General features: G+C 49.8%; 19 protein-coding genes. 8 read left to right on the forward strand and 11 right to left on the reverse strand.

The genetic code is table 11. The annotated features are described in order from the left end of the window. Positions 1–2 precede the first annotated feature (2 nt). The 4 genes from fdhD to A8709_RS04515 form a co-directional block, all read right to left on the reverse strand. On the reverse strand, positions 3–938 hold the full coding sequence (fdhD, locus tag A8709_RS04500) for a formate dehydrogenase accessory sulfurtransferase FdhD (RefSeq protein ID WP_084224669.1): 936 nt from the start codon (positions 936–938) through the stop codon (positions 3–5). A 2-nt stretch (positions 939–940) separates the two neighbouring features. Then, the gene (locus A8709_RS04505; protein ID WP_065850991.1) at positions 941–3,298 is read right to left on the reverse strand and encodes an FdhF/YdeP family oxidoreductase; all 2,358 of its coding nucleotides are present in this window, start codon (positions 3,296–3,298) and stop codon (positions 941–943) included. 508 nt (positions 3,299–3,806) lie between these two features. After that, positions 3,807–4,175, reverse strand: a complete 369-nt coding sequence (locus tag A8709_RS04510) for a Na-translocating system protein MpsC family protein (protein ID WP_065850992.1) — start codon at positions 4,173–4,175, stop codon at positions 3,807–3,809. Between the two features lie 94 nt (positions 4,176–4,269). Beyond that, positions 4,270–5,499: a helix-turn-helix transcriptional regulator gene (locus tag A8709_RS04515; RefSeq protein ID WP_065851248.1), complete on the reverse strand. Its 1,230-nt coding sequence runs from the start codon at positions 5,497–5,499 to the stop codon at positions 4,270–4,272. Positions 5,500–5,674: 175 nt separating this feature from the next. On the opposite strand from A8709_RS04515, the gene A8709_RS04520 reads away from it, so the two are divergent. Then, positions 5,675–7,993: a glycoside hydrolase family 2 protein gene (locus tag A8709_RS04520; RefSeq protein ID WP_065850993.1), complete on the forward strand. Its 2,319-nt coding sequence runs from the start codon at positions 5,675–5,677 to the stop codon at positions 7,991–7,993. Positions 7,994–8,100: 107 nt separating this feature from the next. Next, positions 8,101–9,510 carry an MFS transporter gene (locus A8709_RS04525; protein ID WP_065850994.1) on the forward strand — a complete coding sequence of 470 codons (1,410 nt, stop codon included), beginning with the start codon at positions 8,101–8,103 and terminating at the stop codon, positions 9,508–9,510. 332 nt (positions 9,511–9,842) lie between these two features. Here A8709_RS04525 and A8709_RS04530 read toward each other — a convergent pair whose 3' ends face one another. Continuing rightward, the gene (locus tag A8709_RS04530; protein ID WP_065850995.1) at positions 9,843–10,676 is read right to left on the reverse strand and encodes a DUF72 domain-containing protein; all 834 of its coding nucleotides are present in this window, start codon (positions 10,674–10,676) and stop codon (positions 9,843–9,845) included. A 225-nt stretch (positions 10,677–10,901) separates the two neighbouring features. Here A8709_RS04530 and A8709_RS04535 point away from each other — a divergent pair, with 225 nt between their 5' ends. The 4 genes from A8709_RS04535 (at position 10,902) to A8709_RS04550 (ending at position 14,596) form a co-directional block, all read left to right on the forward strand. Then, complete coding sequence (locus A8709_RS04535; RefSeq protein WP_065850996.1) at positions 10,902–12,182, forward strand: ArsB/NhaD family transporter; 1,281 nt, start codon at positions 10,902–10,904, stop codon at positions 12,180–12,182. 19 nt (positions 12,183–12,201) lie between these two features. Further along, positions 12,202–12,480 carry a hypothetical protein gene (locus tag A8709_RS04540; RefSeq protein ID WP_065850997.1) on the forward strand — a complete coding sequence of 93 codons (279 nt, stop codon included), beginning with the start codon at positions 12,202–12,204 and terminating at the stop codon, positions 12,478–12,480. A 63-nt stretch (positions 12,481–12,543) separates the two neighbouring features. Beyond that, complete coding sequence (locus A8709_RS04545; RefSeq protein WP_065850998.1) at positions 12,544–13,725, forward strand: cation:proton antiporter; 1,182 nt, start codon at positions 12,544–12,546, stop codon at positions 13,723–13,725. 391 nt (positions 13,726–14,116) lie between these two features. After that, positions 14,117–14,596 (forward strand): hypothetical protein, encoded by a 480-nt coding sequence (locus tag A8709_RS04550; RefSeq protein ID WP_065850999.1) that lies wholly within the window; start codon positions 14,117–14,119, stop codon positions 14,594–14,596. Positions 14,597–14,662: 66 nt separating this feature from the next. Here the strand turns inward: A8709_RS04550 and A8709_RS04555 are convergent, their stop codons facing one another. From A8709_RS04555 to A8709_RS04565, 3 genes are all read right to left on the reverse strand, one after another. Continuing rightward, the gene (locus tag A8709_RS04555) at positions 14,663–15,331 is read right to left on the reverse strand and encodes a hypothetical protein (protein ID WP_065851000.1); all 669 of its coding nucleotides are present in this window, start codon (positions 15,329–15,331) and stop codon (positions 14,663–14,665) included. Between the two features lie 68 nt (positions 15,332–15,399). Next, a complete protein-coding gene (locus A8709_RS04560; protein WP_065851001.1) occupies positions 15,400–16,818 on the reverse strand; it encodes a sensor histidine kinase in 1,419 nt (472 codons plus the stop codon). Next, a complete protein-coding gene (locus A8709_RS04565; protein ID WP_065851002.1) occupies positions 16,812–17,546 on the reverse strand; it encodes a response regulator transcription factor in 735 nt (244 codons plus the stop codon). The genes A8709_RS04560 and A8709_RS04565 overlap by 7 nt, the downstream gene beginning before the upstream one ends. Before the next feature lie 170 nt (positions 17,547–17,716). Between A8709_RS04565 and A8709_RS04570 the strand changes: the two genes are divergently transcribed. Then, positions 17,717–18,067 carry a hypothetical protein gene (locus A8709_RS04570; RefSeq protein ID WP_065851003.1) on the forward strand — a complete coding sequence of 117 codons (351 nt, stop codon included), beginning with the start codon at positions 17,717–17,719 and terminating at the stop codon, positions 18,065–18,067. A gap of 44 nt (positions 18,068–18,111) precedes the next feature. Here the strand turns inward: A8709_RS04570 and A8709_RS04575 are convergent, their stop codons facing one another. Further along, positions 18,112–18,555, reverse strand: coding sequence for a DUF5412 family protein (locus A8709_RS04575; protein ID WP_065851004.1), 444 nt, complete (start codon positions 18,553–18,555; stop codon positions 18,112–18,114). 334 nt (positions 18,556–18,889) lie between these two features. Continuing rightward, on the reverse strand, positions 18,890–20,563 hold the full coding sequence (locus tag A8709_RS04580; RefSeq protein WP_065851005.1) for a glutamine--tRNA ligase/YqeY domain fusion protein: 1,674 nt from the start codon (positions 20,561–20,563) through the stop codon (positions 18,890–18,892). An 84-nt stretch (positions 20,564–20,647) separates the two neighbouring features. On the opposite strand from A8709_RS04580, the gene A8709_RS04585 reads away from it, so the two are divergent. Further along, complete coding sequence (locus A8709_RS04585; protein ID WP_065851006.1) at positions 20,648–21,877, forward strand: aminopeptidase; 1,230 nt, start codon at positions 20,648–20,650, stop codon at positions 21,875–21,877. Between the two features lie 92 nt (positions 21,878–21,969). Here A8709_RS04585 and A8709_RS04590 read toward each other — a convergent pair whose 3' ends face one another. Next, positions 21,970–22,836, reverse strand: a complete 867-nt coding sequence (locus A8709_RS04590; RefSeq protein WP_141692427.1) for a hypothetical protein — start codon at positions 22,834–22,836, stop codon at positions 21,970–21,972. Between the last annotated feature and the right edge of the window lie 4 nt (positions 22,837–22,840).

A 22,840-nucleotide genomic window follows, 5' to 3' on the forward strand; every position in this document is an offset into this window, starting at 1 on the left:
CTTTATCGACATTCGACGATGCGTTCTGGATGCGTATACACGGTTAAATGATCTCTGCGAATGAACCCGACAACCGTAATCCCTAGATCCTCAGCTAAGCGGAGTGCTAAATCGGTTGGAGCGGATTTCGACAATAGGATACCAACGCCCATCTTGGCCGCTTTGAGCGCCACTTCGGAAGAGATTCTACCGCTGAATGCTAAGACCTTATCACGTACCGAAAGGCGATGCCTCAGGATGTGTCCATATATTTTATCCAGTGCGTTGTGCCTGCCGATATCAGCCCTGGTCAGGAGCAGCTTGTTTACCGTGCACAGTGCCGCATTATGCAGACCTCCCGTGAGGCGGAATTCAGCCGATTGCTCTTGGAGCTCGTTCATTAGATGAAAGCATTGGGGGATCGTGAGCTGGAGTTTGGTGGTCACCGTTTTGGCCGTGCGCATATCATTGTGAAAATAAAACTGACGACTTTTCCCACAGCAGGAGCCGATGAACCGTTTGGACACCAACTGACGGCTCAGCTGATGAAGCTGCCGCAGTTTTACATGGGCGAATCCTCGGTCCTCTTCCAAGGTGAGCGACTCGATCTGATCGATGAAGCGGATCAATCCCTCGGAGGCGAGAAAGCCAGTGACCAAATCGATCGTATCGCTTGGCGTGTAGACGAGTGTAGCAAATTCTTCGCCATCGAGCTGAATCGTCAGCGGCGCTTCAATTGCGACGGTATCCTCTTCAGGAAGTACTTCTGAGCCGTTATAGCGGTGGATGGACCAAGTGGTGGTTGTCGGAAACGTAGTCGCAGCGGGCTCCTCAGATATGGCGTGTTCAGTAAGCTTCACGGCTTCCTTAGACAAAGAAAGTTCAGGATGCGGGATTTCAGTGGCTTCTTGCTGCGATTGGCTTTCTGGTTCCACGTGTTCAATTTCCCTTTCCTCCATCCCTATCCCTCCATTTCGGTTTCCAGCTCTAGAATCCGCTTCTCTACATAACGCGTGTCTTTGTGTGCATGATAGGTCTCGGCTTTTTCCACGATAACCGCCGTATTGTACTCAGGAATACCTGCATAGGGCTCATATACCCCCTTAGGTATTAAACTGTTCCCCTCTGGCCAATGCACCTCAATGTTGCCCTGCTTGACCTCCGCCAGCTTGGCTCTGCCATGCATGTTGCCATAGCCATTGTAGACGACGATGGCTTCCCCCTCGTTCAAAGCGAGTGCTTTCGCGTCTTCTTTATGAATCAACACATCGTAGCGATCCGCTTCATTGAAGGGATCAACGTCGCTGTAAATCATCGAGTTGAATTGCTTGCCGCGGCGCGTTGTCACCGCAAAATGCCCTTCCGGCTTCCGCAGCTCTGGAAGCTGAATCGGCAGCAGCGCGCCGCGGCCATCCGTGGTCGGACAGACACCGTCTTCGCACAGCCACGCGCCGCCGTATTGGAACACATCGCCGCGCTCGCGCAGGTGCTGGATGCCGTCGTAGCTCGGCGCGGCCAGCGCGATCTCCGCGCGGATCGCTTCCGCACTCGCGCAGCCTAACTGCGCCGCAGCTTCGGGCTTCACACGGCGAGCGAGATCGACGTAGATATCCCACTCCGCGCGGGCTTCGCCGATGCGGGGACCGGCGATCTCGGGCGAGAAGTACACCATCCGCTCCGTCGAGGTGGAGGTGCCTCCGCCAGGCTGCTCGTAGCGTGTCATCGCGGGCAGCACGACCACAGCCTCCCGCGCGTCTAGCAGCGTGGAGGTATTGAGGATGATGTCCTGGTGGACACGGACGTCCATGCTTGTGAGAGCGGTGCGGACGAAATCCGGGTCCGGCATCGTCTCTAGGAAGTTGCCTCCGGATGTGTAAAACAGCCGGAGCTTCCGCTCCTGCTCCTCGGGCAGGAGCGCGTTCTCGAGGGTGACACCGACGATGTCACCCTGCCAGCTCGGCAGCTCGAAGCCCCAGAGCTGCTCGATGCGTTTGCGGTCGGCGGCGCTATTGATCTCTCCGCCGGGCAGGGAGAAGGGATCGGCGCCCATCTCGCCGGATCCCTGCACGCCGCTGTGGCCGCGGATGGGCATCAACCCACAGTGCTCGCGGCCAAGAAAGCCCCGCAGGAGGGCAAGATTCGCCACCTGCGAGATGTTGTCCGTGCCGAAGCGGTGCTGTGTGAGCCCCATGCTCCACACGAAAACCGCGCTAGCGGCACGCGCAAGCAGTGCAGCGAGCTCGCTGATGCGCTCGCGGGTGAGGCCAGACGACTGCGTCAGCGTCGTCCAGTCTTGCTGCGCCACGTGGGCGCGCAGCTGCTCGTAGCCGTTCGTGTGCGCTTGCACGAACGCATGGTCAATCGCGGAGCCAGGCTCGCGCTCCTCCATCTCAAACCACACCTTCATGATGCCATTCATGAAGGCAATATCGCCGCCGATGTTCACTTGGTACACATCATCGGCCAGCTTGGTGCCGAATAGCGCCGATTCGGCAATCGAAGGGATCCAGTACTTCTCCATGGAAGGCTCGTAGTACGGGTTAATGACAATGATTTTCGTGCCTTTGCGCTTGGCCGCATACATATACTTCGTCGAAACCGGTTGGTTGTTCGCCGCTACACTGCCCCAGAACACAAGGACGTCCGTGCCAATCCAGTCCTTGTAATTACACGTCGATGCGCCCACGCCTACGGAGCGCTTCAAAGCCGTCTTCGACGGTGAGTGGCAGATGCGCGAAGCATTATCGATGTTGTTCGTGCCGAGCAATCTTGCTACCTTTGCTGCCACATAATACGACTCGTTCGTGATACCTCTCGCCGTTAGGTAAAACGCCATCTGCTTCGGATTCAACCCGTGCATCTTCGTTGCAACCAGGTCTAGCGCCTCGTCCCACGTGGCTCGACGGAACTTTCGCTCGCCCTTCCTGCGGATGAGCGGATACGGAATGCGCCCGAGCTGGCGGAGCTCGGTGGAGCTCATGCGGCTGAGCTCGTCGATATCCGCATGCAGCACGTCCTCGCGGATCGCTGGCATCGTATTCAGCCGCAGCACGTTCAGTCGCGTCGTGCAGATATGCGGTCCGGCCAGCGTTTGATCATAGAGACCGGATACGCCCAGTGCGCAGCCGTCACACACCCCCTGTGTCAGAATTCGCACCGCATAGGGTAGATTATCTCGGTTCTGCCAAGCAATTTTGGCAGTTTCCCGAATATGCTTCGGTTTTACTTTGCCAAGTCCGAAAGGTATCTTGCTAACCCACAGCTTCGGATCGGGCTTCGCGGGCAGCTTAATCGGCCCCGTGTGCTTCGTTTTTCCCAATTAAAACGCCTCCTGTTTACGTTCATCTATTGTTCTTCCTTACTCCCATCCACCAAAAACCTGCAATTCTGCATCCTTTTTTAGATCAAGTACCCTTATTTATTCAAAAACCTGCGATTATGCATGTTTTTCTCCTATTTATAACGTTTTATCACTATTTTTCTCCAAATACCTTCATATTTGCAGGCATTCCATCTTTTCGAGGCATTTCTCGAGAAATTCCTGCACTTTTACAGTTTTTCCTATAGGTGGGGGCGGGAGAGTGCGCTTAGCTGGACTGATCTTGTGCCCAGTGTGACCAACCTCAACTTTTCCATCAGGCGCTGGTTACCGCCTATCACCACGCACCCCACCCTCCCCCTAGAAGCAAAAAACCACCGCAAAACAACCCCAAGCCCCTCTTTTACAAGAGGAATCTCGAGTTGTCTCACAGTGGTTAGTCTCCGGCAGGTTCGCTACCAAGTGCCAAGCACCTTACTTATGTATATGTCGGTGTACGAGCGGTTAGTTATCCGGTCTTTGTACCAAATTTCTTTTCCAAATCTTCATCAAATACGAAAATGGACATGCCCACATCCTGCTCAATATCGATATCGACGAATAGCTGGACGAATTTCGCGCCGAGCAGCGTTTCCATTTCTACTGGAGGATGATCCTTGTAAATCTCTTTGACCATTTCGGTGCGCGCCGTGCGGAGCATTTGCCTGCCATCGCCGGTCTTCGCCATAAACTTCTCTACAGGGGAGAGGTTCCCTGCCATTTCACAGATCGCCCAGCTTTTGCAGAAGGTCGTTGTCACACGCTCTGGCCCTTTGCCCATATGCCTCTTGCGGTACGCCTTCACGAGGTTACTGAATTCGGCCTCCATACGGTTCATCGGCCAGCCACCTTTATGTTTACTAGCTTCTATTCCCTTCATCATAGCAAGAAAGCCCTTACCTGACAACATCATAAAGGCCTATTCGCACGGCTTATCTGCTAGCTTTGATATACTGGGTAGGTGTCATCGCTGTAAACTTTTTAAACACTCTAGCGAAGTAATTGAGATCATTAAAGCCGACCATAAACGCGATTTCCGTGATGGCGATGTTCCCTCTTTGCAAATACAGCTTAGATTCCTCGACGCGCTTATGGTTAATGAAATCCATCATATTCATGCCGACCTCTTGCTTGAATTTCCGAGACAGATGCGAAGCATTGACATGAATAACAGCAGCAATCTCTTGCAGCGTTAATGACTTTTCTAAATTTAAATCAATATGGTTGACGGCGTTTTTGACAATGGTACTGTAGCTCCGCGTGGAAAAGGTATGAACCGCTTCGCAATATTCCTCGATCATGACGCTATTGAGCTTTTTCAGCTTCGGCAGGTTCGTAGACCTTTCGATCATGATGGAAAACTTCTCGGAGATATGGTGTAGATACACCGGATGAATGCCGCCTCTCTCGGCTGCAATTCTACACAAGGTATTGAGGGTGATCATGATGTTTTTCGTAGAGCGAATCGGGCTTTCGGGAATACGATCTGGGAGGTTCGCATAGCTATTCATTTCGCCAATCATTCTGGCGATTTCGACCCTGTCCCCTCTAGCAATCGCATCCATGAACTTTTTTTCATAGAGATATCTGTGTTCGATCGTCGTTTTATTATCGGCAATATCCGAAGTTTGCTGCTCTTTGTTCAGATCAGGCTGGATGAAGTCAGCGGTAATGAGCTGGGAATCCGTATGCCGATGGGCGCAAAGATTAACTAGTAAGTCGCCTAGGCTATTTGAATCATTCGAGCTAATCACAGTCAAAGAGCTATAGAATTCCTGCAGCTGCTTCCGCTCACTAACCGGCAAATAATGCTGAGCAATCAGATCGCTAATGAACGCTGTATCTGGATAAATCGAGAGGAAGGGACCCAGCAGGACGAATCCTTGAAAAATTGAATCCCTCCACACACCTACTGCTATATATTCAAGACTGAAGGCATTCGTATAGTAAAAAAAGCGATTCGGCATCGTGGACCGTAGCGTTTCAGCAAGCGACTCGTAGACCGTATCTGACGGCTGAATAACCGCTGGAATCCGATGGTCCACCATTTGCAGCACAACTTGGTTCTCTTTATCGATAAACCTCGCATCCATTCTGGTAATGGCATGCAACAGGCTGAAGGTTTTATTGAAGTCAGTGAGATCGAAATCAACCTCGTTCACCGCGATCATCTCCTTTTTATCCTTTCCTCATTTTAAAACTTACCAATCGCAAAAAGCAATATCTGTGCTAATTCAATCAAAATCGTACGATCCAAGATCTGCGAAATCCATTAATATGATGGTGTAATCGTTTTCACTTAAAGCGTCATCATATGAAAAGGATGGGATACCTACGATGAGAAAACATATAAATTTGAACGCCAATTGGAAATTTAGCAAGCAAGCTGATTTTACTTCAATTGAAGCCACACACGATGATAGCCAATGGGAATCTGTGAACGTTCCACATACTTGGAATGCCATTGATGGGGCTAATGGGTTCGATTTTTATAAAGGTGCCTGCTGGTACCGCAAATCATTCGCTGTCGATCCTTCGGCACAAGGGAATAACGTCTTTATCGAATTCGAAGGTTCTAACAGCATTACAGATGTTTATGTAAACGGTCAGCATTTGGGTCAGCATCGCGGCGGTTACTCTACGTTCCGTTTTGATATGACGCATGTGATTACGTTTGATGGGTTGAACACGCTCAGTGTGAAAGTTGACAATACGGTTGTCGACGATGTGTATCCGCAAATGGCCGACTTTACGTTCTTCGGTGGGATTTACCGGAATGTGAATTTGATCATCGCGAGTCCCGTTCATTTTGACCTGATGGATTATGGCTCTACAGGTGTTTATGTGATTCAAGAAGACATTAGCCATGAGCGGGCAGCTCTTACTATCAAATCTAAACTAACGAATTCGGAAGCTGCTGATAAAAAGGTGCGACTTTGGGTCGACATCCAGGACGCCGCTGGCGGTCACGTGGCTTACGCTGCCAAAGAAGTGGTGCTAGCCGCTGGCGAAACACAGGACGTTGAAACACCTATTGTGATCAAGAACCCAACACTATGGAACGGCCGAAAGCATGCGTACCTGTATACAGCTAACGTCTCCTTGATCTCCTATAACGATACGATTGATGCATTGTCGATCCCATTCGGGGTGCGCTATTTCGAAGTTGATGCAGACAAAGGCTTCTTCTTGAACGGTGAACATCTCGCCTTGAACGGCGTTTCCCGTCACCAGGATCGGAAGGATATGGGTTGGGCGATTACACCTCGTGAGCATGAGGAAGATATGACTTTGATCAAAGAGGTTGGTGCAACGTCCATTCGCTTGGCGCATTACCAGCATGATCAATATTTCTACAATCTGTGCGATCAAGAGGGGATGGTCATTTGGGCAGAGATCCCGTTCATATCCGTCATGTCCAAAACGGAGCTGGAAGGCATCAATGCGAAGCAGCAGATGATTGAATTGATTCGTCAGAATTTTAACCATCCGTCCATTATGTTCTGGGGCATTCAGAATGAGATTCAAATCGGCGGCGACACGCCTGCACTTCGCAAGCTCGTTCGTGAGTTGAATGAGTTAACGAAGAAAGAAGATCCTACGCGGTTGACGACGATGGCGAATGTGATGTTCGTGGAAGATAACGATGACTATAACAGAGCCACCGATATTATCGGCTATAACAAATACTACGGTTGGTATAACGGGAAAGCGGAAGATTTCGCGGAATGGATCGATGGTTTCCGCCGGACGAACCCTACTGCGAAGCTCGGGATCTCCGAATACGGTGCTGAAGGCATACTTCAGTACCACAGCAACGATCCGAAGGTCAAAGATTATACCGAAGAATACCACGCGCTATACCATGAAATTGTGTGGGATATTTTCGCCAAACGTCCTTTCCTCTGGGCTACGTATGTATGGAATATGTTCGATTTCGGCGCTAACATCCGCGATGAGGGCGGCGTGAAAGGTCGTAACAACAAGGGTTTAGTCACCTACGATCGCAAGATTAAGAAGGATGCTTTCTATATGTATAAAGCGAACTGGTCCGATGAGAAGTTCGTGCACATCACGAGCAAACGCTATATCGACCGTGCGGACGACGTGATTACAGTGAAAGTGTACACCAACTGCGACAGCGTGACGCTTACTGTGAATGGCGCAACGTTAGCCGCACAAACGAGCGCGAATCGTATTTTCACTTTCGAGAACGTGGCCTTGCAAGCGGGGAACAATGAAATCTCCGCCGTGGCTCACCACGATGGCCGAACGTTCGAAGACACGGCTTTCTTCAACAAAGTGGCTGTTGCGAATCCGAGCTATGAAGCACCTGAAGAAAAAGGTGGCGTCGTGAAGAACTGGTTCCAAGTACCTGATCTTGGCGATGTTCACATCGAAGAGCTTGTCATCACCGATGACGTCTACTCCACGCGCTGCACGATGGGCGAGATGATGGACAATGACGCGGCACGCGCTGTGCTTGAGAAATATCTCGGCAAATTCTCCGAACATCCGATGTTCGGCATGGCATCAGCGATGAAAATTGATATGCTGGCTTCGCTTGCGAGTGATATTTTCAACGAAACCTTGTTATATGCCCTGAATAAAGAGTTGACGAAGATTAGCAAATCATCCGAAGTCAGCTCACGTTAAATCATAATCGTACAAGATGAGAGGCTTTTTGCCCCTTGTCTTGTACCTATCTTATCTATCACGCCATGCGAAGAAGCAATGGGAATATGGACTTGGAGGGATCACCTATGAGCACAATGACGAATGTACACACCCAACAAATAGAAGTAACAGCTAGTGGAGCTAGAAAATTCGGTATGCGGGACAAAATCGGGTACTTGTTCGGAGATTTTGGAAACGATTTCTTTTTTATCCTGGTGAGTTCATTCCTGATGGTGTATTACACCGATATCTTTCATATCAGCGCAGCTACCGTCGGTATTCTTTTCCTAGTGGCTCGCATCTGGGATGCGGTTGCAGACGTAACATGGGGCAGATTTATCGATACGCGCAAAGCAAGTAAGCATGGTAAATTCAAGCCTTGGATTCTTAGAATGTCCTTCCCGCTTGTCGTGTCCGGCATCCTCATGTTCGTTCACATTCCAGGTATGTCGAATGGCTTCTACCTAGCTTATGCCTTCATTACGTACATTCTATGGGGAACCTTGTACAGTACGGTCAATATTCCTTATGGCTCCATGGCTTCCTTCATTACGAGTGACCCGGTTGAGCGCACCAGCTTATCCACGTTTCGAACGATGGGCGGATTGTTCGCCAGCTTGATTATCAATGTGGTTGGGCCCCTTATTTTGTTCGTTAACAACAAAGCGAATTCGAATCACTTCATGCTGGGGGCGGTGCTTTTCGGCATCCTGTCGATTTCTTGTTACTTAGCTTGCTACAAATTATCTACAGAGCGTGTCAGCACACCTGCCTCACAAGAGAACTCTGCGAATTTAAAAGTTACTTTGAAAGCGCTAGTCAAAAACAAACCGTTACTTTCCATTCTTGCGATTTCGCTTATTTTCATGATGCTGAACATGCTGACAGGTGCGGTGAACGTATATTTGTTTAAAGATTACTTTGGAAGCGCATCCTCCTTAAGCATTGTGGGACTTGTCCAAGTGGTTATCATCCTTATTGCCATTCCAATGGCTAAACCTTTAGTCGCGAAATTTGGTAAAAAAGAAGTTGCCGCCGCAGGCATGCTGCTTGCTGGCATCGTGAATCTGATCCTTGCCTTCCTTCCAGGCCTAACGGCGATGCAGTTCATTGGCATTTCCTCCGTCGCAACGTTCGGTTTCGCTTTCTTCAACCTCGTGGTGTGGGCATTTGTCACCGATGTCATTGACTACCACGAGCTCCTAACCGGCATGCGGGAGGATGGAACGGTCTACTCAGTCTATTCCTTCGCGCGCAAATTAGGGCAAGCCATCGCCGGCGGCATTGGCGGCTTCGCGATTGCCGCAGTCGGTTACAACTCCCTGCTGCCGAAGCAAACGCAAGAAGCGCTGGATGGCATCTACCGACTCGTCACGCTGGTGCCAGGCATTGTGTTCCTCTTGATCTTCGTCATGCTTGTTTTCATCTATCCGTTGAACAAGCAGCGCACATTGAAGCTTGCAACGGACTTGGCTGAAAAACGGAGTAATCTCTAGTCTACCTCAGCAAAACACCCTTGTAAGAAGCACTTTCATTAAGTGCTTCCTACAAGGGTATTTGCGCTTCTAAGCACGCTTTAATCCCGCTGCTATTCCTCATCTTCCCACTTACGCGAATAGGCTTTCTTCGTGATCCAAATCGTCAACCCAATCACAATCAGAATGGCAATGATACTTCCAATGATCGCTCCAACCATTTTTCAGACTTCCCCCTTATCTGCTCTTACTACCCATTGTAACAAATGTGATCTCTACGGACAGCGCTCACTTCGACAATTCAGCGTCAGAGGGCCAGGCGGCGACTCTCAGGTTGCCAGCTCCCCCATGCCCTAGAACAAATCCAACTGTCTCGGCGCAAGCCCCTCGTAATCCAAGCCCAGCATGCTCATCAATGTCTTCGCATTTCCAGCAGCATGTCCACCCGAGTTGTTGTTGAAAATAACACACACCTCGCGCGTCTGCTCCTGCAAGCGGAGCAGTCTCAACTTCCACTCCAACAATTCCTGCGGATTGTAGTCGTACAAATACCGCACATCGCGCCAATTGGCTTCGTTGTTCTGCACCCATCCACTGACGTTGCGTCCGTGGAAGCGAACCATCGTCATGTCGGGATGTGTCGCCTCCAGAACGATCGGAACCGATCCAATACCTGCCTGCGGCTCGTCGCAGATGCTGTGCATCCAGCCCTCGCGCTTCATGAAGGCCAGCGTCTTATCGCGCATGTCCTCCGTGAACCAGCTCTGGTGTCGGAACTCCAGCGCCAACGGCACATCGCCCATTCTCGCCTTCGCATCGCGAATAACATCCACATTCGCCTTGTTGCACGCGAACCAAGGCGGGTACTGAAACAGCACGGCCCTTAGCTTTCCTGCGTCCTGCACAGGCCGAATGGACTGCCGGAACGCTTCATACATTTGCCCCGTCCCGCCTGCAAAAGGGCTCTCCCCCCGCAGATGCCCCGTCATCCCTTGGTAGGCCTTAATGATAAATCCAAAGTTGGCCGGGGTTTCTTGGACCCATTTTGCATAGTTGCGTTCGGGCTGAACCGCGTAGAACGAGGTATCCACCTCGACAATCGGGAAATGCGCCCCGTACATTGCCAGCTTCCCTTTGCTCCCGCCTAATTCATGGTCTCCCCAACCTGCCAAACCGATATGGATCATGATCATCACCCCGTGCTTAATCGTTCCCTCTATTGTATCAAATGACTTTCTCTTTACAACTCCCAATAGAGTCGGTATAGTTGTGGGTATATAGGATTGACCCGGAGGAGCCTGCCAACAGCGGGCTCTTTTTGTCTTTTTCAGGGGACTCCGGGGGTCATGTATCCAAGCATAACTCAGGGGAATTATGGAAAACCTGAAATAACGCTATAGGGGGCAAACATCGTGGGACTACAAGCCTATTGGGCTATCGGCATCTTTTTAGTTATTTATGCCATAATTATTTCAGAGAAGATTCACCGTACCATCATTGCGATGATCGGCGCGGTGCTTATGGTTGTTTTCGGCATCGTCAGTCAAGAAACCGCTCTGCATCACATCGATTTCAACACGCTGGGCCTGCTCATCGGGATGATGATTATGGTGGGCATTACAGCAGAAACGGGACTATTCAAGTACATCGCCGTGAAGGCGGCGAAACTTGCCAAAGGGCAGCCGCGAAGAATTCTGATCGCGCTCGTGATCATTACAGCGGTATGCTCGGCTTTTTTGGACAATGTGACGACGGTCCTTCTGATGGTCCCTGTCACGTTAAGTATTACGAGACAGCTTCGCGTAAATCCGTTTCCGTTTCTTTTTACACAAATCATCGCATCTAATGTGGGGGGGACTGCGACGCTGATCGGTGATCCGCCGAATATCATGATTGGCAGCGCGGTGAAAGAGCTCACCTTCATGGCGTTTATTACGAACCTGACGCCAATCGTGATCATCATCATGCTGGCTTACATTCCTTTATTCCTTGTGCTTTTTGGAAAGCAAATCAAGTCCACACCTGAGCTGCAGCAAAGCATTATGGAAATGGATGAGACGGCGATGCTGACGGATCGCAAGCTGCTTTGGAAGTGCCTAGCCGTGCTAGCCCTTACGATCATCGGTTTCTTCCTGCATCAGAGCTTGCATCTGGAATCGGCAACGGTTGCCTTGTGCGGCGCGTTCCTGCTTCTCCTCCTGACAGGGGAGCACATGCTGGAGCATGCTTTTGCCAGTATCGAGTGGCCTACGATCTTCTTCTTTGTCGGGCTTTTCGTGCTCGTATCGGGACTTGTGGAAACTGGCGTCATTAACCAATTAGCGGAACAAGCGATCAAGCTCACGGGCGGGAATGAATTCGCGACTTCCATGCTGATCCTGTGGCTCAGTGCGATTGCGTCAGCCTTCCTCGACAATATCCCTTTCGTCGCAACCATGATTCCGATGATTCAGGAGATGGGAACGATGGGCGTTAGCAACCTAGAGCCGCTATGGTGGAGTCTTGCTTTGGGCGCTTGTTTGGGCGGAAATGGTACGTTAATCGGGGCAAGTGCCAACCTTATCGTAGCTGGCCTAGCCGGCAAAGAAGGCTATCCGATCTCCTTTATCAAATATTTAAAATATGGCTTCCCGTTAATGCTCCTATCAATTGTGCTGTCCAGCTTGTACATTTACTTCCGGTATTTGATGTGAAAATGAGGAGGTGCCTGCGATGCTAACGTATACATTTGATGTAAAAACGCTTGAAATCAGCGAAATAGCGAACGGACAGGATGTGGAATTTCACATTTATGTTCATGGGGATGCAGCTATGGAGCAAAGGGTGAAAGACATCCAACACGATTTCGAACATAACCATGTGCTTATGGATGTGTTGTTCTATGCCTTTAAGAATCATCACTATCAGTTCATTGTTCGTAAGGATTACTACGAGGAATTTATTCTATCTCTTATGAAGCATCGATTATTAACCAGTGTTAGCTGGGTATAGAACTTTCGTCTCATCTGTGAACACCATGGGTACACTTAGACGGAAACAAGAGGAGGGACTAACATGATACACTACTGGCTCGTCCTGCTTGCCATCGCAGTGGCCATTGCGTATGTAGCTGATAAAACGAAGCAACCTTATCCCACCCTGCTCGTCATCGCTGGCTTGCTCATTGGGATTCTTCCCATCCCTGCCATGCATAAACTCAAAGATTACATTTCATCGGATCACGTGTTCCAAACAACGGTTATCCTGATTTTCTTGTCAGCCCTCATTGGGGATGCGGCGATTAAGCTGCACTTCCATGAGGTGAAAGAGAGCAAAAGGCCGATCCTGCTCCTCTCCTTGCTAGGGACACTGATTACCTTCCTACTCGTTGCCGTCATGTGCTCCCTGTTCTTAGGTCTGTCCTTACAAAAATCGCTCGTATTCGGCGCCCTGATGGCGGCCACCGATCCCGTTTCCGTGCTCAGTATCTTCAAATCGCTGGGGCTCAACTCGAAGCTCTCCACCATCGTTGAGGGTGAAAGTTTGGCTAACGACGGCGTCGCCGTCGTGCTATTCAAAATCGCGCTAGTCACTACGATGCTCAGCATGTCCAGTCTCATGGATGGCACACTTGAGTTCGCCAAGGTTGTGCTGGGCAGCATGCTCATCGGGATTGTCGGTGGCTTCCTAGCTTCCAGAATCACCTCGCGCATTGATAACTACCTCGTGGAAATCGGCCTTTCGATTGTGTTGTTTTATGGCGTTTTCGAGGTCGCCGAGATGTTCCATCTATCCGGCGTGATTTCGGTCGTTTTTGCTGGGATACTGTTAGGCACCTATGGCAAAAACATCGGCATGTCCGACACCACACTGGAGAAAATGGACTCCTTCTGGGAGGTTATCGCCTTCATTGGCAATGCGCTTATTTTCCTTATGGTCGGCTTAGAAATATCGAACATCGATTTCACGGACAAATGGCAGATGATCGCCGGCAGCATTCTGATCGTCTTGGCTGCACGTTTCATCGCCGTGTATGCGAGTCTCTCCCTGGATCGCAGCATGCCTCGTGCATGGAAGCCCATCATCGCTTGGGGCGGCCTCAAAGGCTCGCTGTCGATTGCACTCCTGCTAGGCGTGTCTCCCGCGTTCGAAGGGCGCGATTTACTACTGGCGATGACCTTTAGCAATGTCGTGTTCTCGCTGTTAGTTCAAGGGACAACGTTGAGCCGGTTGGTTACACTTTTGAAGGTGAAATAGTAGCTCTTGAGCTATCTTCTGTTGTAGTCCATTGGACAAATACAGTGGAATCGCCATTTTGCGGCCGATATTTCCTATTTGATTGGACATATCCAGTCACTTGCCCCAATTCAGGCTAATAAGTGACCCTTTTTAGAGGTTTCAATGGATTTGTCCAATGAAATTAATGTTTTTGCTGCGTAGAAGGCAATTTCATTGGATTATTCCAATGGAGGTAGAATTTTCCCGACCCCACCCTCCCCCTGCGTTTCCTTATCCCAAATGACTTCACCTCATCAGCGAAAATGAACACCGCCCTGTAGGATATCAGGAATAACTCTTTCTTCTACAGGACATCCTACTTTAGGTTGTACACATCTAACCGATACCGAAAATGTAGGAGGAGAACAAGATGAAATATGGATTATCGAAGCTGCTCGTAGCTTTCATGCTCTCACTTTCCCTAACAGGGCTGGGGGTGTCACAGGCCCACGCTGCTCAGCATGAAGAACAACCGCCGATGAGGGTAGTCCCCATGCTCGCCGAGCTAAAGCAGATATCCCCCAATCAGCTCCAAGTGACTTATGACCAACCTGTCGACTTGACCAAAGGTATGACACCTACGAATTATTGGATTCAAGATATGATGAACGTGACACCCAAGGGCATTGCCACATTAGGGAAAAACGATACCGTCAATGCGACGAACTCGCTTACTATGGCTACGGTCACGATCCAACCTGTCAGTGGTGCCAATCAGAGCTTTATTCTTACCTTGAAGCACAAAATTCCTAAAGGCAAAGCCTATAAGATGATTATCTGCTATGTGACAAAACCAGGCGATCCGCCATTTAGCGGGGACAATGGCTCAGCTGCATTCGTAGGCAACTAGACTTGTCGACAGACAAACAAACCCCAGCGCCATCTAATTGGCACTGGGGTTTTTACATGTAACAGCTTACTTCGCGGCCTTCTTCGCCCACTTCGCTTGCAACGCGCTTTCAATCTCAGCCGTCACTTGCTCGGTTGTTTTCCCGTCCGTCGAGATGCCTAATTTGGCTGCGCGCTTGTTTAATGCCTCTGACTTCTTCGTGTCTTTCGCAGCTTTCTTAGCGTCTTTGTCAGCCTTCAGTGCTGTACGGAGTTCTTTCGCTGTTTTGCCATCGGTCGCGATCCCCGCTGCCGTTGCTTTCGATTGCAGCTTCGCTAATACCGCAGGCTTCAAAGCTGCTCGCAGCTCTTTGTTCGTCAGCCCATCGGCGTTTACACCAAGCTTAGCAGCTCTCGCTTGCAGCTTTGCACTAACCGCCGCTTTGATCTCCGTTTGGAGTTGATCCGTGGTTTTACCCTCGCTGGAAATACCTAATTTGGCTGCCGCAGCGTTTAAGCGTGCGGTGTGCTTGGCTGTAGCTGCTGCTTTCAGCTCAGTTTTAATCTCTTGATTCGTTTTACCATCCGTCGATAGGCCGAAAGCCTTCGCTTTATCCAACAAAAGTTGCTTCAATGGATGTGTTTTACTTGTTGATGCCGCTGTCGTATCACCTTGTCCACTCTCCGCAAAAGCCGCTATCGGAACTGCACATACAATCGCGCCTACCAGCACGAGTCCTGCTAACTTCTTCAACATAGGAATCACTCCTCGATTCGTCTACTATCATGGGCTAAGTACCCTACGAATCCTATCTTATCTCAGAGTTATGTCATAAGTTTGTCATGTGAAGAGGTAGCGGCATTAGGCAAAAAGATTTTGAAAACCGTCCCAGCCCCCAGCTGCGACTCTACCCTAATCGAGCCGCCATGCGCCTCGACAATATGCTTGCAAATCGTCAAGCCAAGCCCAGCGCCAGTGCGGTTGCGGCTTTCGTCCGCTTTGAAGAACCGATCAAACAGATGGGGCAGCTTCTCTGGCGCGATGCCTTGCCCCTGATCCCACACCTCGATCCAGCGCTCCTGTCGGACCGCTTTCACTCGGATCCCTGCTTGCGAACCTGCGGGAATGTGGTTAATCGCATTATCCAGCAGATTAATGAATACCTGTCGCAGTCGGTCTGCATCCGCCTGCACGATGTATGGACCCTCGACGTCGGCACTGAGCTCAATCTCCTTGCCTTTGGCCTTCATCTTGAGCTGTGTCACGACAAGACCAATCAGATCAGCGACATCCACCACGTGCATATTCATCTTCACCTGCTTCTCCTCAAAAGAAGACAACTCCAGCAGATCATCCACCAAATGGCTCAGTCGAAGTGTCTCCTGGAGGGAGATATCGATGAATTCTCTCGCATCTCCGGGTTCCACGACCGCATCAGTGATCCCCTGCAGGGAAGCCCGAATCGTCGTGAGCGGCGTCCGCAGCTCGTGAGAAATTTCGGAGAGGAACCGCTTGCGGCCTTCCTCGACTTTCTGAAGCTTGCCGGCCATTCGGTTCAGTGAACCCGACAGGGAGGCGATTTCATCTTTTCCACGCACAGGGACCCTGCCACTGAAATCGCCCATCGCCAGCGCCTCCGCCGTCTTGCTCATTTGTTGAATCGGCTTCACAAAATGCCGCGATACAAAATAAAGAACAGCCGTAGCAAGCAACGCTACAACCAAAGCAGACCAATAAATCGCGCGATTGATTTCATTAATCGTTCCCTGAATGTCCTCGAGCGGTGTATACAGAAAAATAGCCCCAACAACGCGATTGTCCAGCAGTACAGGACGACCTACGATCAGCATTTTCACCTTGCTATTCTGTGTGAAATTGCTTTTTACCGTCACGGGTTTACCAGAGAGGACTTTCTCCACCCAATCCAGTCGGGCCGGGACTTCGCCTACCGCTTGGATTTTGTCCAGGGCAGCTTTAGGGTGCTTGACCACCGAGACACGTACATTCGAGCTTTTCTCAATGGTGTTAATTTGCTTGCGGAAATCCTTCTGAGCCGTCGCATTATCGAACAAATCGGTTGCCAGCTCCTCGACCTGCTCTACCTTCTCCAGCAGCAGCGTCTCGCTCCGGTCATACGTCTTCTGCTTCATCGTATACCCGATCGTGCCTGATATCGCTAGAATCGACACCACCGTAATCGTGATATACATCACCAATAATTTACGATAAAAGGAGTTTAGCATGCACCAGGCCCCTCAAATTTGTAGCCCACGCCCCATACAGTGCGGATGCTCCAGTCTTCTTTGCGTTCGGAGTGAGCCGTAAGCTTTTCTCTTAGACGTTTGATGTATAAATCGACCACACGGTCCTCGCCCTCGAAATCCCATCCCCAAATTTTGGTGATCAGATCCTCGCGGGTGAAAACTTGATTCGGGTTCCGCACGAAAAACAAGAGCAGCTCGTACTCCTTCTTCGGCAACGGCACAACCTGACCTTCCACCGTGACCTCATGTCCCAAGCTGTCTATGCGCAGACTGCCGCTTTCATACAGGTGAGGCACTGGCATAACTTGCGTACGAAGCCCTGTGCGACGCAGGATCGATGTAACCCGGGCGACCAGTTCGTTCGGGTCAAAAGGTTTCACCAGATAATCGTCGGCCCCCATCTGCAAGCCCTCCACCCGTTCGTCCACGTGACCTCTCGCCGTCAGCATCAGAATCGGCACATCGCTTTGCGCGCGAATGTTCTGGCAGACCGACCAGCCGTCCCGCTTCGGCAGCATAATATCCAGCACGATGAAATCGGGCTGGATCTCCTTAAACCTCGTGAGCGCCTGCTCACCATCGTTCGCGGTCACTACCTCGTAGCCGCTCTTCTCCAAGTACAGCTTCGTAATTTTACATATATTCAAATCATCATCTACGACCAATACCGTTGTCACGTATGGACACGCTCCCTTATGTATAACCATAATCTCTCTATCCTACTGGATAATTGTGAAGGAAAAATTTATTTCGCTGTCATTCTAGCAAGTGCACCTGATTCATATACACATTTTTAATAGAGTAGGGGAATCTTCCTATCGGGCAATGCTTTTCTAGCATTTACTATAGCAGATAGCAACGAAAGGAGGTGAAACGCATGCCTACTAAACTTCTTCGTCCTACCAAACTTGATAAAGGTCAAGGCAAAGCACTTTATACGCTGCCAAAAAGTATCAAACCCACACAACGACTATCTAGATTCACTGTCCTCTGGGTAAACAACGCAGGTGTTCCTTTCAATACAACTGGCTTTGTTTGCGAAGCGCGTACCCTCGGTGGAATTTTCATTGCTGCTGTTCGATTCGACAGCTTTGGCACAGCTGTATTTAACAACATCTTTACACCAACGAACCGTACACTAATCATCCGTACCTTCAATGCTAACGGTGTCTTATTCCGTACACGCACGGTTCCGGCCCGGGTTGCTGCTTATGCTATTATTGGTTAATTGGGTCAAAAAGACGCTCTCTAGCGAAAGCTGGAGAGCATTTTTTAGTTAGCGTAGCGGATTTGTATACCTTTATAGCTTGTTTCCCGTTCGAATCCATCATTTGCTCTAGCGTGAATGAAAATTGATTTGTCATTCTCCCAAAAGGCTACAAAGTTTTCTTTCGAAACGAATTTATTGCCACCTTGGTTCTTTAGATCGGAATTAGCTTTAATAAGCGAAAGATGATAGCTATAAGCTGTAGTCGCTCCACAATTCCTTTCAAACACAACTAGTTTATAATCACCATCTGGCTGGCTATGTTCAGACAGGATATCGTTTGAGCACATGCCAGATAACATATTAATTGCTTGACTGAATAACATATAAATGCCTATACTTAAAATCAGTCCTACTACAATTACAGCAATTGCTATTGCTTTTACCCCTACTCGAATACGTTCCCTTTTATCCGATTCTTCCCTTGACCAATCCGTAGGTTGATCCATTCGAATCTCCTATCTTTCAGGTTTTCATTTTCATGAATCCCTTAAAAAATTCAAAATTACATAGAACTCCTAACTATCACTAATTCTTACTTATCTTCACTATTCGTGATAGACCAGCGCTATCCTGCTCTTGCGTTCAGCGAGTATCTGCGATTATGCATTCCTTTTCCAGTAGACTCCCCCATGCCTCTAAATATCTGCGATTATGCATCCTTTTCCCACTACGCTCCCTCGTGCGGCTAAATTCCTGCGAATGCTCCGCTTCTCCCCGAGGCGCCTCAAACAAAACACCCCCCAGCATCAGCTAGGGGGTGTGCACCGCACGATTCGTTCGTTACAGCACGAACGAGCTTTTCAACGACACGATCAAGTTGAACACCAGATGATCTGGGGTTGTGTACTTCGGATCCACGTTGAAGTAACCGTGGCGGAAGAACTGGAACTTGTCATGCGGGTTCGCGCTCTTCATGTTGTCTTCGACGAAGCCTTGCACGATTTGCAAGGAATTCGGGTTCAAGTTCTCAAGGAACGATGCTCCCTCTTCGCCTTCCTCATCATCCAAGATCAAAGGCTCATACAAGCGGAACTCCGCCGGTACAGCACTTTTCGCATCCACCCAGTGGATGGTGCCTTTAACTTTGCGGCCAGTGAAGCCGCTACCGCTCTTCGTCTCCACATCATAGGTGCAATGCAACTCAACTACGTTGCCATCCTCATCCTTGATGAAGTCGTTGCACTTGATGAAGTAGGCGTTTTTCAAACGCACTTCGTTGCCAGGGAAAAGGCGGAAATATTTGTTCGGCGGATTTTCCATAAAATCGTCTTGCTCGATGTAGATCTCGCGGGAGAATGGAATCATGCGATTGCCCATCTCCGGATTCTCGGAGTTGTTCTCCGCTTCCAGCATCTCCACTTGATCCTCGGGATAGTTAGTGATGACGACTTTGAGCGGATTCAGCACGCCCATCGTGCGCAGCGCCTTCAGCTTCAAATCCTCGCGAATGAAGTGATCGAGCATTTTCGCATCGACAACGCTGTAGCTGCGAGCTACGCCGATTTCGCGCGCGAAATTGCGGATCGATTCGGCTGTGTAGCCTCTGCGGCGAAGACCAGAGATGGTCGGCATCCGCGGATCGTCCCAACCGTCAACGGCTTTCTCGTCGACGAGTTGTTTCAGCTTTCTTTTGCTCATCACGGTATTGGTTAAGTTCAAGCGTGCAAATTCATACTGTCTCGGCACATTCGGCATCTCACACTCACGAATAACCCAGTCATAGAATGGACGTTGATCTTCAAATTCTAGGGTACAAATGGAGTGCGTTACGCCCTCGATCGCATCCTCCAACGGGTGCGCGTACGCATACATCGGATAGATGCACCATGCGTCCCCAGTGTTATGATGATGTGCATGCACGACACGGTAAATGATCGGATCACGGAAGTTGATATTCGGTGACGACATATCGATTTTGGCGCGAAGCACCCGCTCCCCGTCCTTAAACTCGCCTGCACGCATCCGCTCAAATAGCGCTAAATTCTCTTCCACCGTGCGATCACGGTGAGGACTGTTCGTGCCCGGCTGCGTCAATGTTCCACGCGTTTCACGGATTTCGTCAGCGGTTTGATCATCCACGAAGGCCAAGCCTTTGCGAATCAGCACTAGCGCACGATTGTACATTTCCTCGAAATAATCCGATGCGAAGAACAGGCCATCCCACTCAAAACCAAGCCAAGCGACATCCGCCTTGATGGATTCCACGTACTCGGTATCTTCCTTAACCGGATTCGTATCGTCGAATCGCAGGTTCGTTCTGCCTTTAAATTCATCCGCTAGCTCGAAATTGAGACAAATGGACTTCGCATGTCCTATATGAAGGTAACCGTTCGGCTCCGGGGGAAATCGGGTCACGACCTGACTGACTTTGCCTGATTTCAAATCTTCGTTTACAATGTTCTTAATGAAATTCGATGGCGTGCTTACGTTAGCTTCCGCGTTTTTCGTTTCCATATGTGCCCAGCCTTTCTCCCACGGGTTAAAGTTTTATTTTCTATCATACACTAAATGGTACTCAAATATAAAGGAGCCAATGAGATGGAATCATTCGAGCATTACTTAGATCAATATGCAGAGCTTGCAATACGTGTAGGATTAAATGTACAAAAGGACCAAACGGTCGTCATCACAACGCCAATTGCGTGTGCGGACTTCGTTCGAAAGCTCGCGCAGAAAGCCTATGACGCTGGCGCTAAGGATGTTGTCGTAGACTGGGACGACGATGTCGTGAAGGCGCTACGACTGAAGAATGCCCCCGAAGATACCCTTCGGACCTACCCTGCTTGGCGTGCAGCCGGCATGGAGGAGATGGCCAAGGAAGGTGCAGCGTTCCTGTCTATTTATGCACCGAACTCGGATTTGCTCAAAGACATTGATCCCGCTCGCGTCGCGATGTCCAGCAAAGCAGCAGCAACGGCTCGTGCCGGCTACCTGAACTATACACGCAGCAATAAAGTTAACTGGTTGATGGTTTCCTACCCAACACCGGAATGGTCAGCGAAGGTATTCCCGAATCTGAGCGAGTCCGAGCGGATTAACCAGCTATGGGAGCAAATTTTCAAACTCACACGCGCAGATCAAGCAGATCCAGTGGCGGCATGGAAAGAACATATCGGCACATTGACGGCGAAGCAGAATCTGCTGAACGACAAAAAGTTTAAACAACTTCATTTCCAAGCACCAGGCACCGACCTGTACATAGAGCTAGCACAGAAGCATCAATGGGTTGCCGCAGGCAGCGAGTCTGAGAAGGGCATTTTCTTCGTACCGAACATCCCAACGGAAGAAGTGTTCACGATGCCAGCCCGTAACGGCACGAACGGAACCGTTCGCAGCACGTTGCCGCTAAGCTACCAAGGCTCGTTGATCGACGGCTTCTCCCTCACTTTCAAAGATGGCCGCGTCGTCGAAGCGAAAGCAGAAGTGGGTCAAGAAGTGCTGGACAACATGTTGAACATGGATGAAGGCGCTCGTTATTTGGGTGAAGTGGCACTCGTACCTTATGACTCACCAATTTCACAGTCTGGCCTTATCTATTACAACACTCTTTTTGACGAAAATGCTTCCTGCCACGTCGCGCTTGGCAATTCCTACCCGTTCACCATCGAGGGTGGAACGGCAATGAATGAGGAAGAGCTTGCCTCGAATGGCTATAACAAAAGCTTAATCCACGTGGACTTCATGATCGGTTCGCCGGAGATGGCCATTGACGGCATTACAGCCGACGGTACACGTCAGCCGCTATTCCGCAATGGGAACTGGGCTTAACGGCATTTGAACGTCATCATCTGCTCAAAATAAGATAAAGACCGCACCTACTTGGAGTCAACTCCGTGTAAGAGCGGTCTTTTTCACGTCTACTAGTCCTCGTCTTCCGGACGCGGTACACGCATCAGGCTCGTCTTCAAAGTCTGGACGACGGCTGCTTCTTTCAGCTGCCACTTGCCCTTGTGCCATTTCCATAACGAAGTGACGTAGCCTAGCGTGTCCGCATTGGCGATACCCGTAATTCGCTGAACACCCTTCAGCTCACAGAAGCCATCCTTTTTCACATCAACAGGCTTCAATAAGCTGTAGGCATCGACATTCACGATAATCGGCTTCACAAGCTTCCCTTGGTTGTAGATGCCGAACTGCTCATAAGCTTCCTTGCGATCCGCGATATCGAGAATGAACGCTTTGCCGGTCTCCTGGATTTTCATCTTCACCTTATAGTTATTCTTAAAGGTCGCATTCACATGGAGCGGTTCCGGCATCGGAATCTGCGTGGGTACATTATTTTTCAGCGAGTAGATGTAATTAGAAGTGAAACCACCGCTACCTCCTGTATCATAGGTCACATAGATCTGAGGCATCTTGTCGTGGATAAAATCACAAAAATCCATCCGTGGATTATAGCCGCCCTCCAGCGGAATCACAACCTGTGCCTGCCCTTGGCCTACGACGGAAATAAACAGCCTGTCATAATACGGACTGTTCATGTCCGATTTCAAACCAACGAGCGAAACCATGTCGGCTTTGCCATCACCTGTGACGTCGATTTCACGCGTTTGGATCAGCTGCCCTTGCCCGCTTTGAGGGGGTGTTAGCTGTGAAGAAGATGACGGTGGTGGAACAGCCTCGTTAAAAGCTTCTGCAGGTCCGCTTAAAGACAAGCCTCCGCCCAGAATGATACAGATTGCTGCCATCCGCAGCATGTTGTTAACTCTTTTTCTAAACCGAATCATTGGT

Source organism: Paenibacillus pectinilyticus, assembly GCF_001700435.1.
GTDB lineage: Bacteria > Bacillota > Bacilli > Paenibacillales > NBRC-103111 > Paenibacillus_E > Paenibacillus_E pectinilyticus.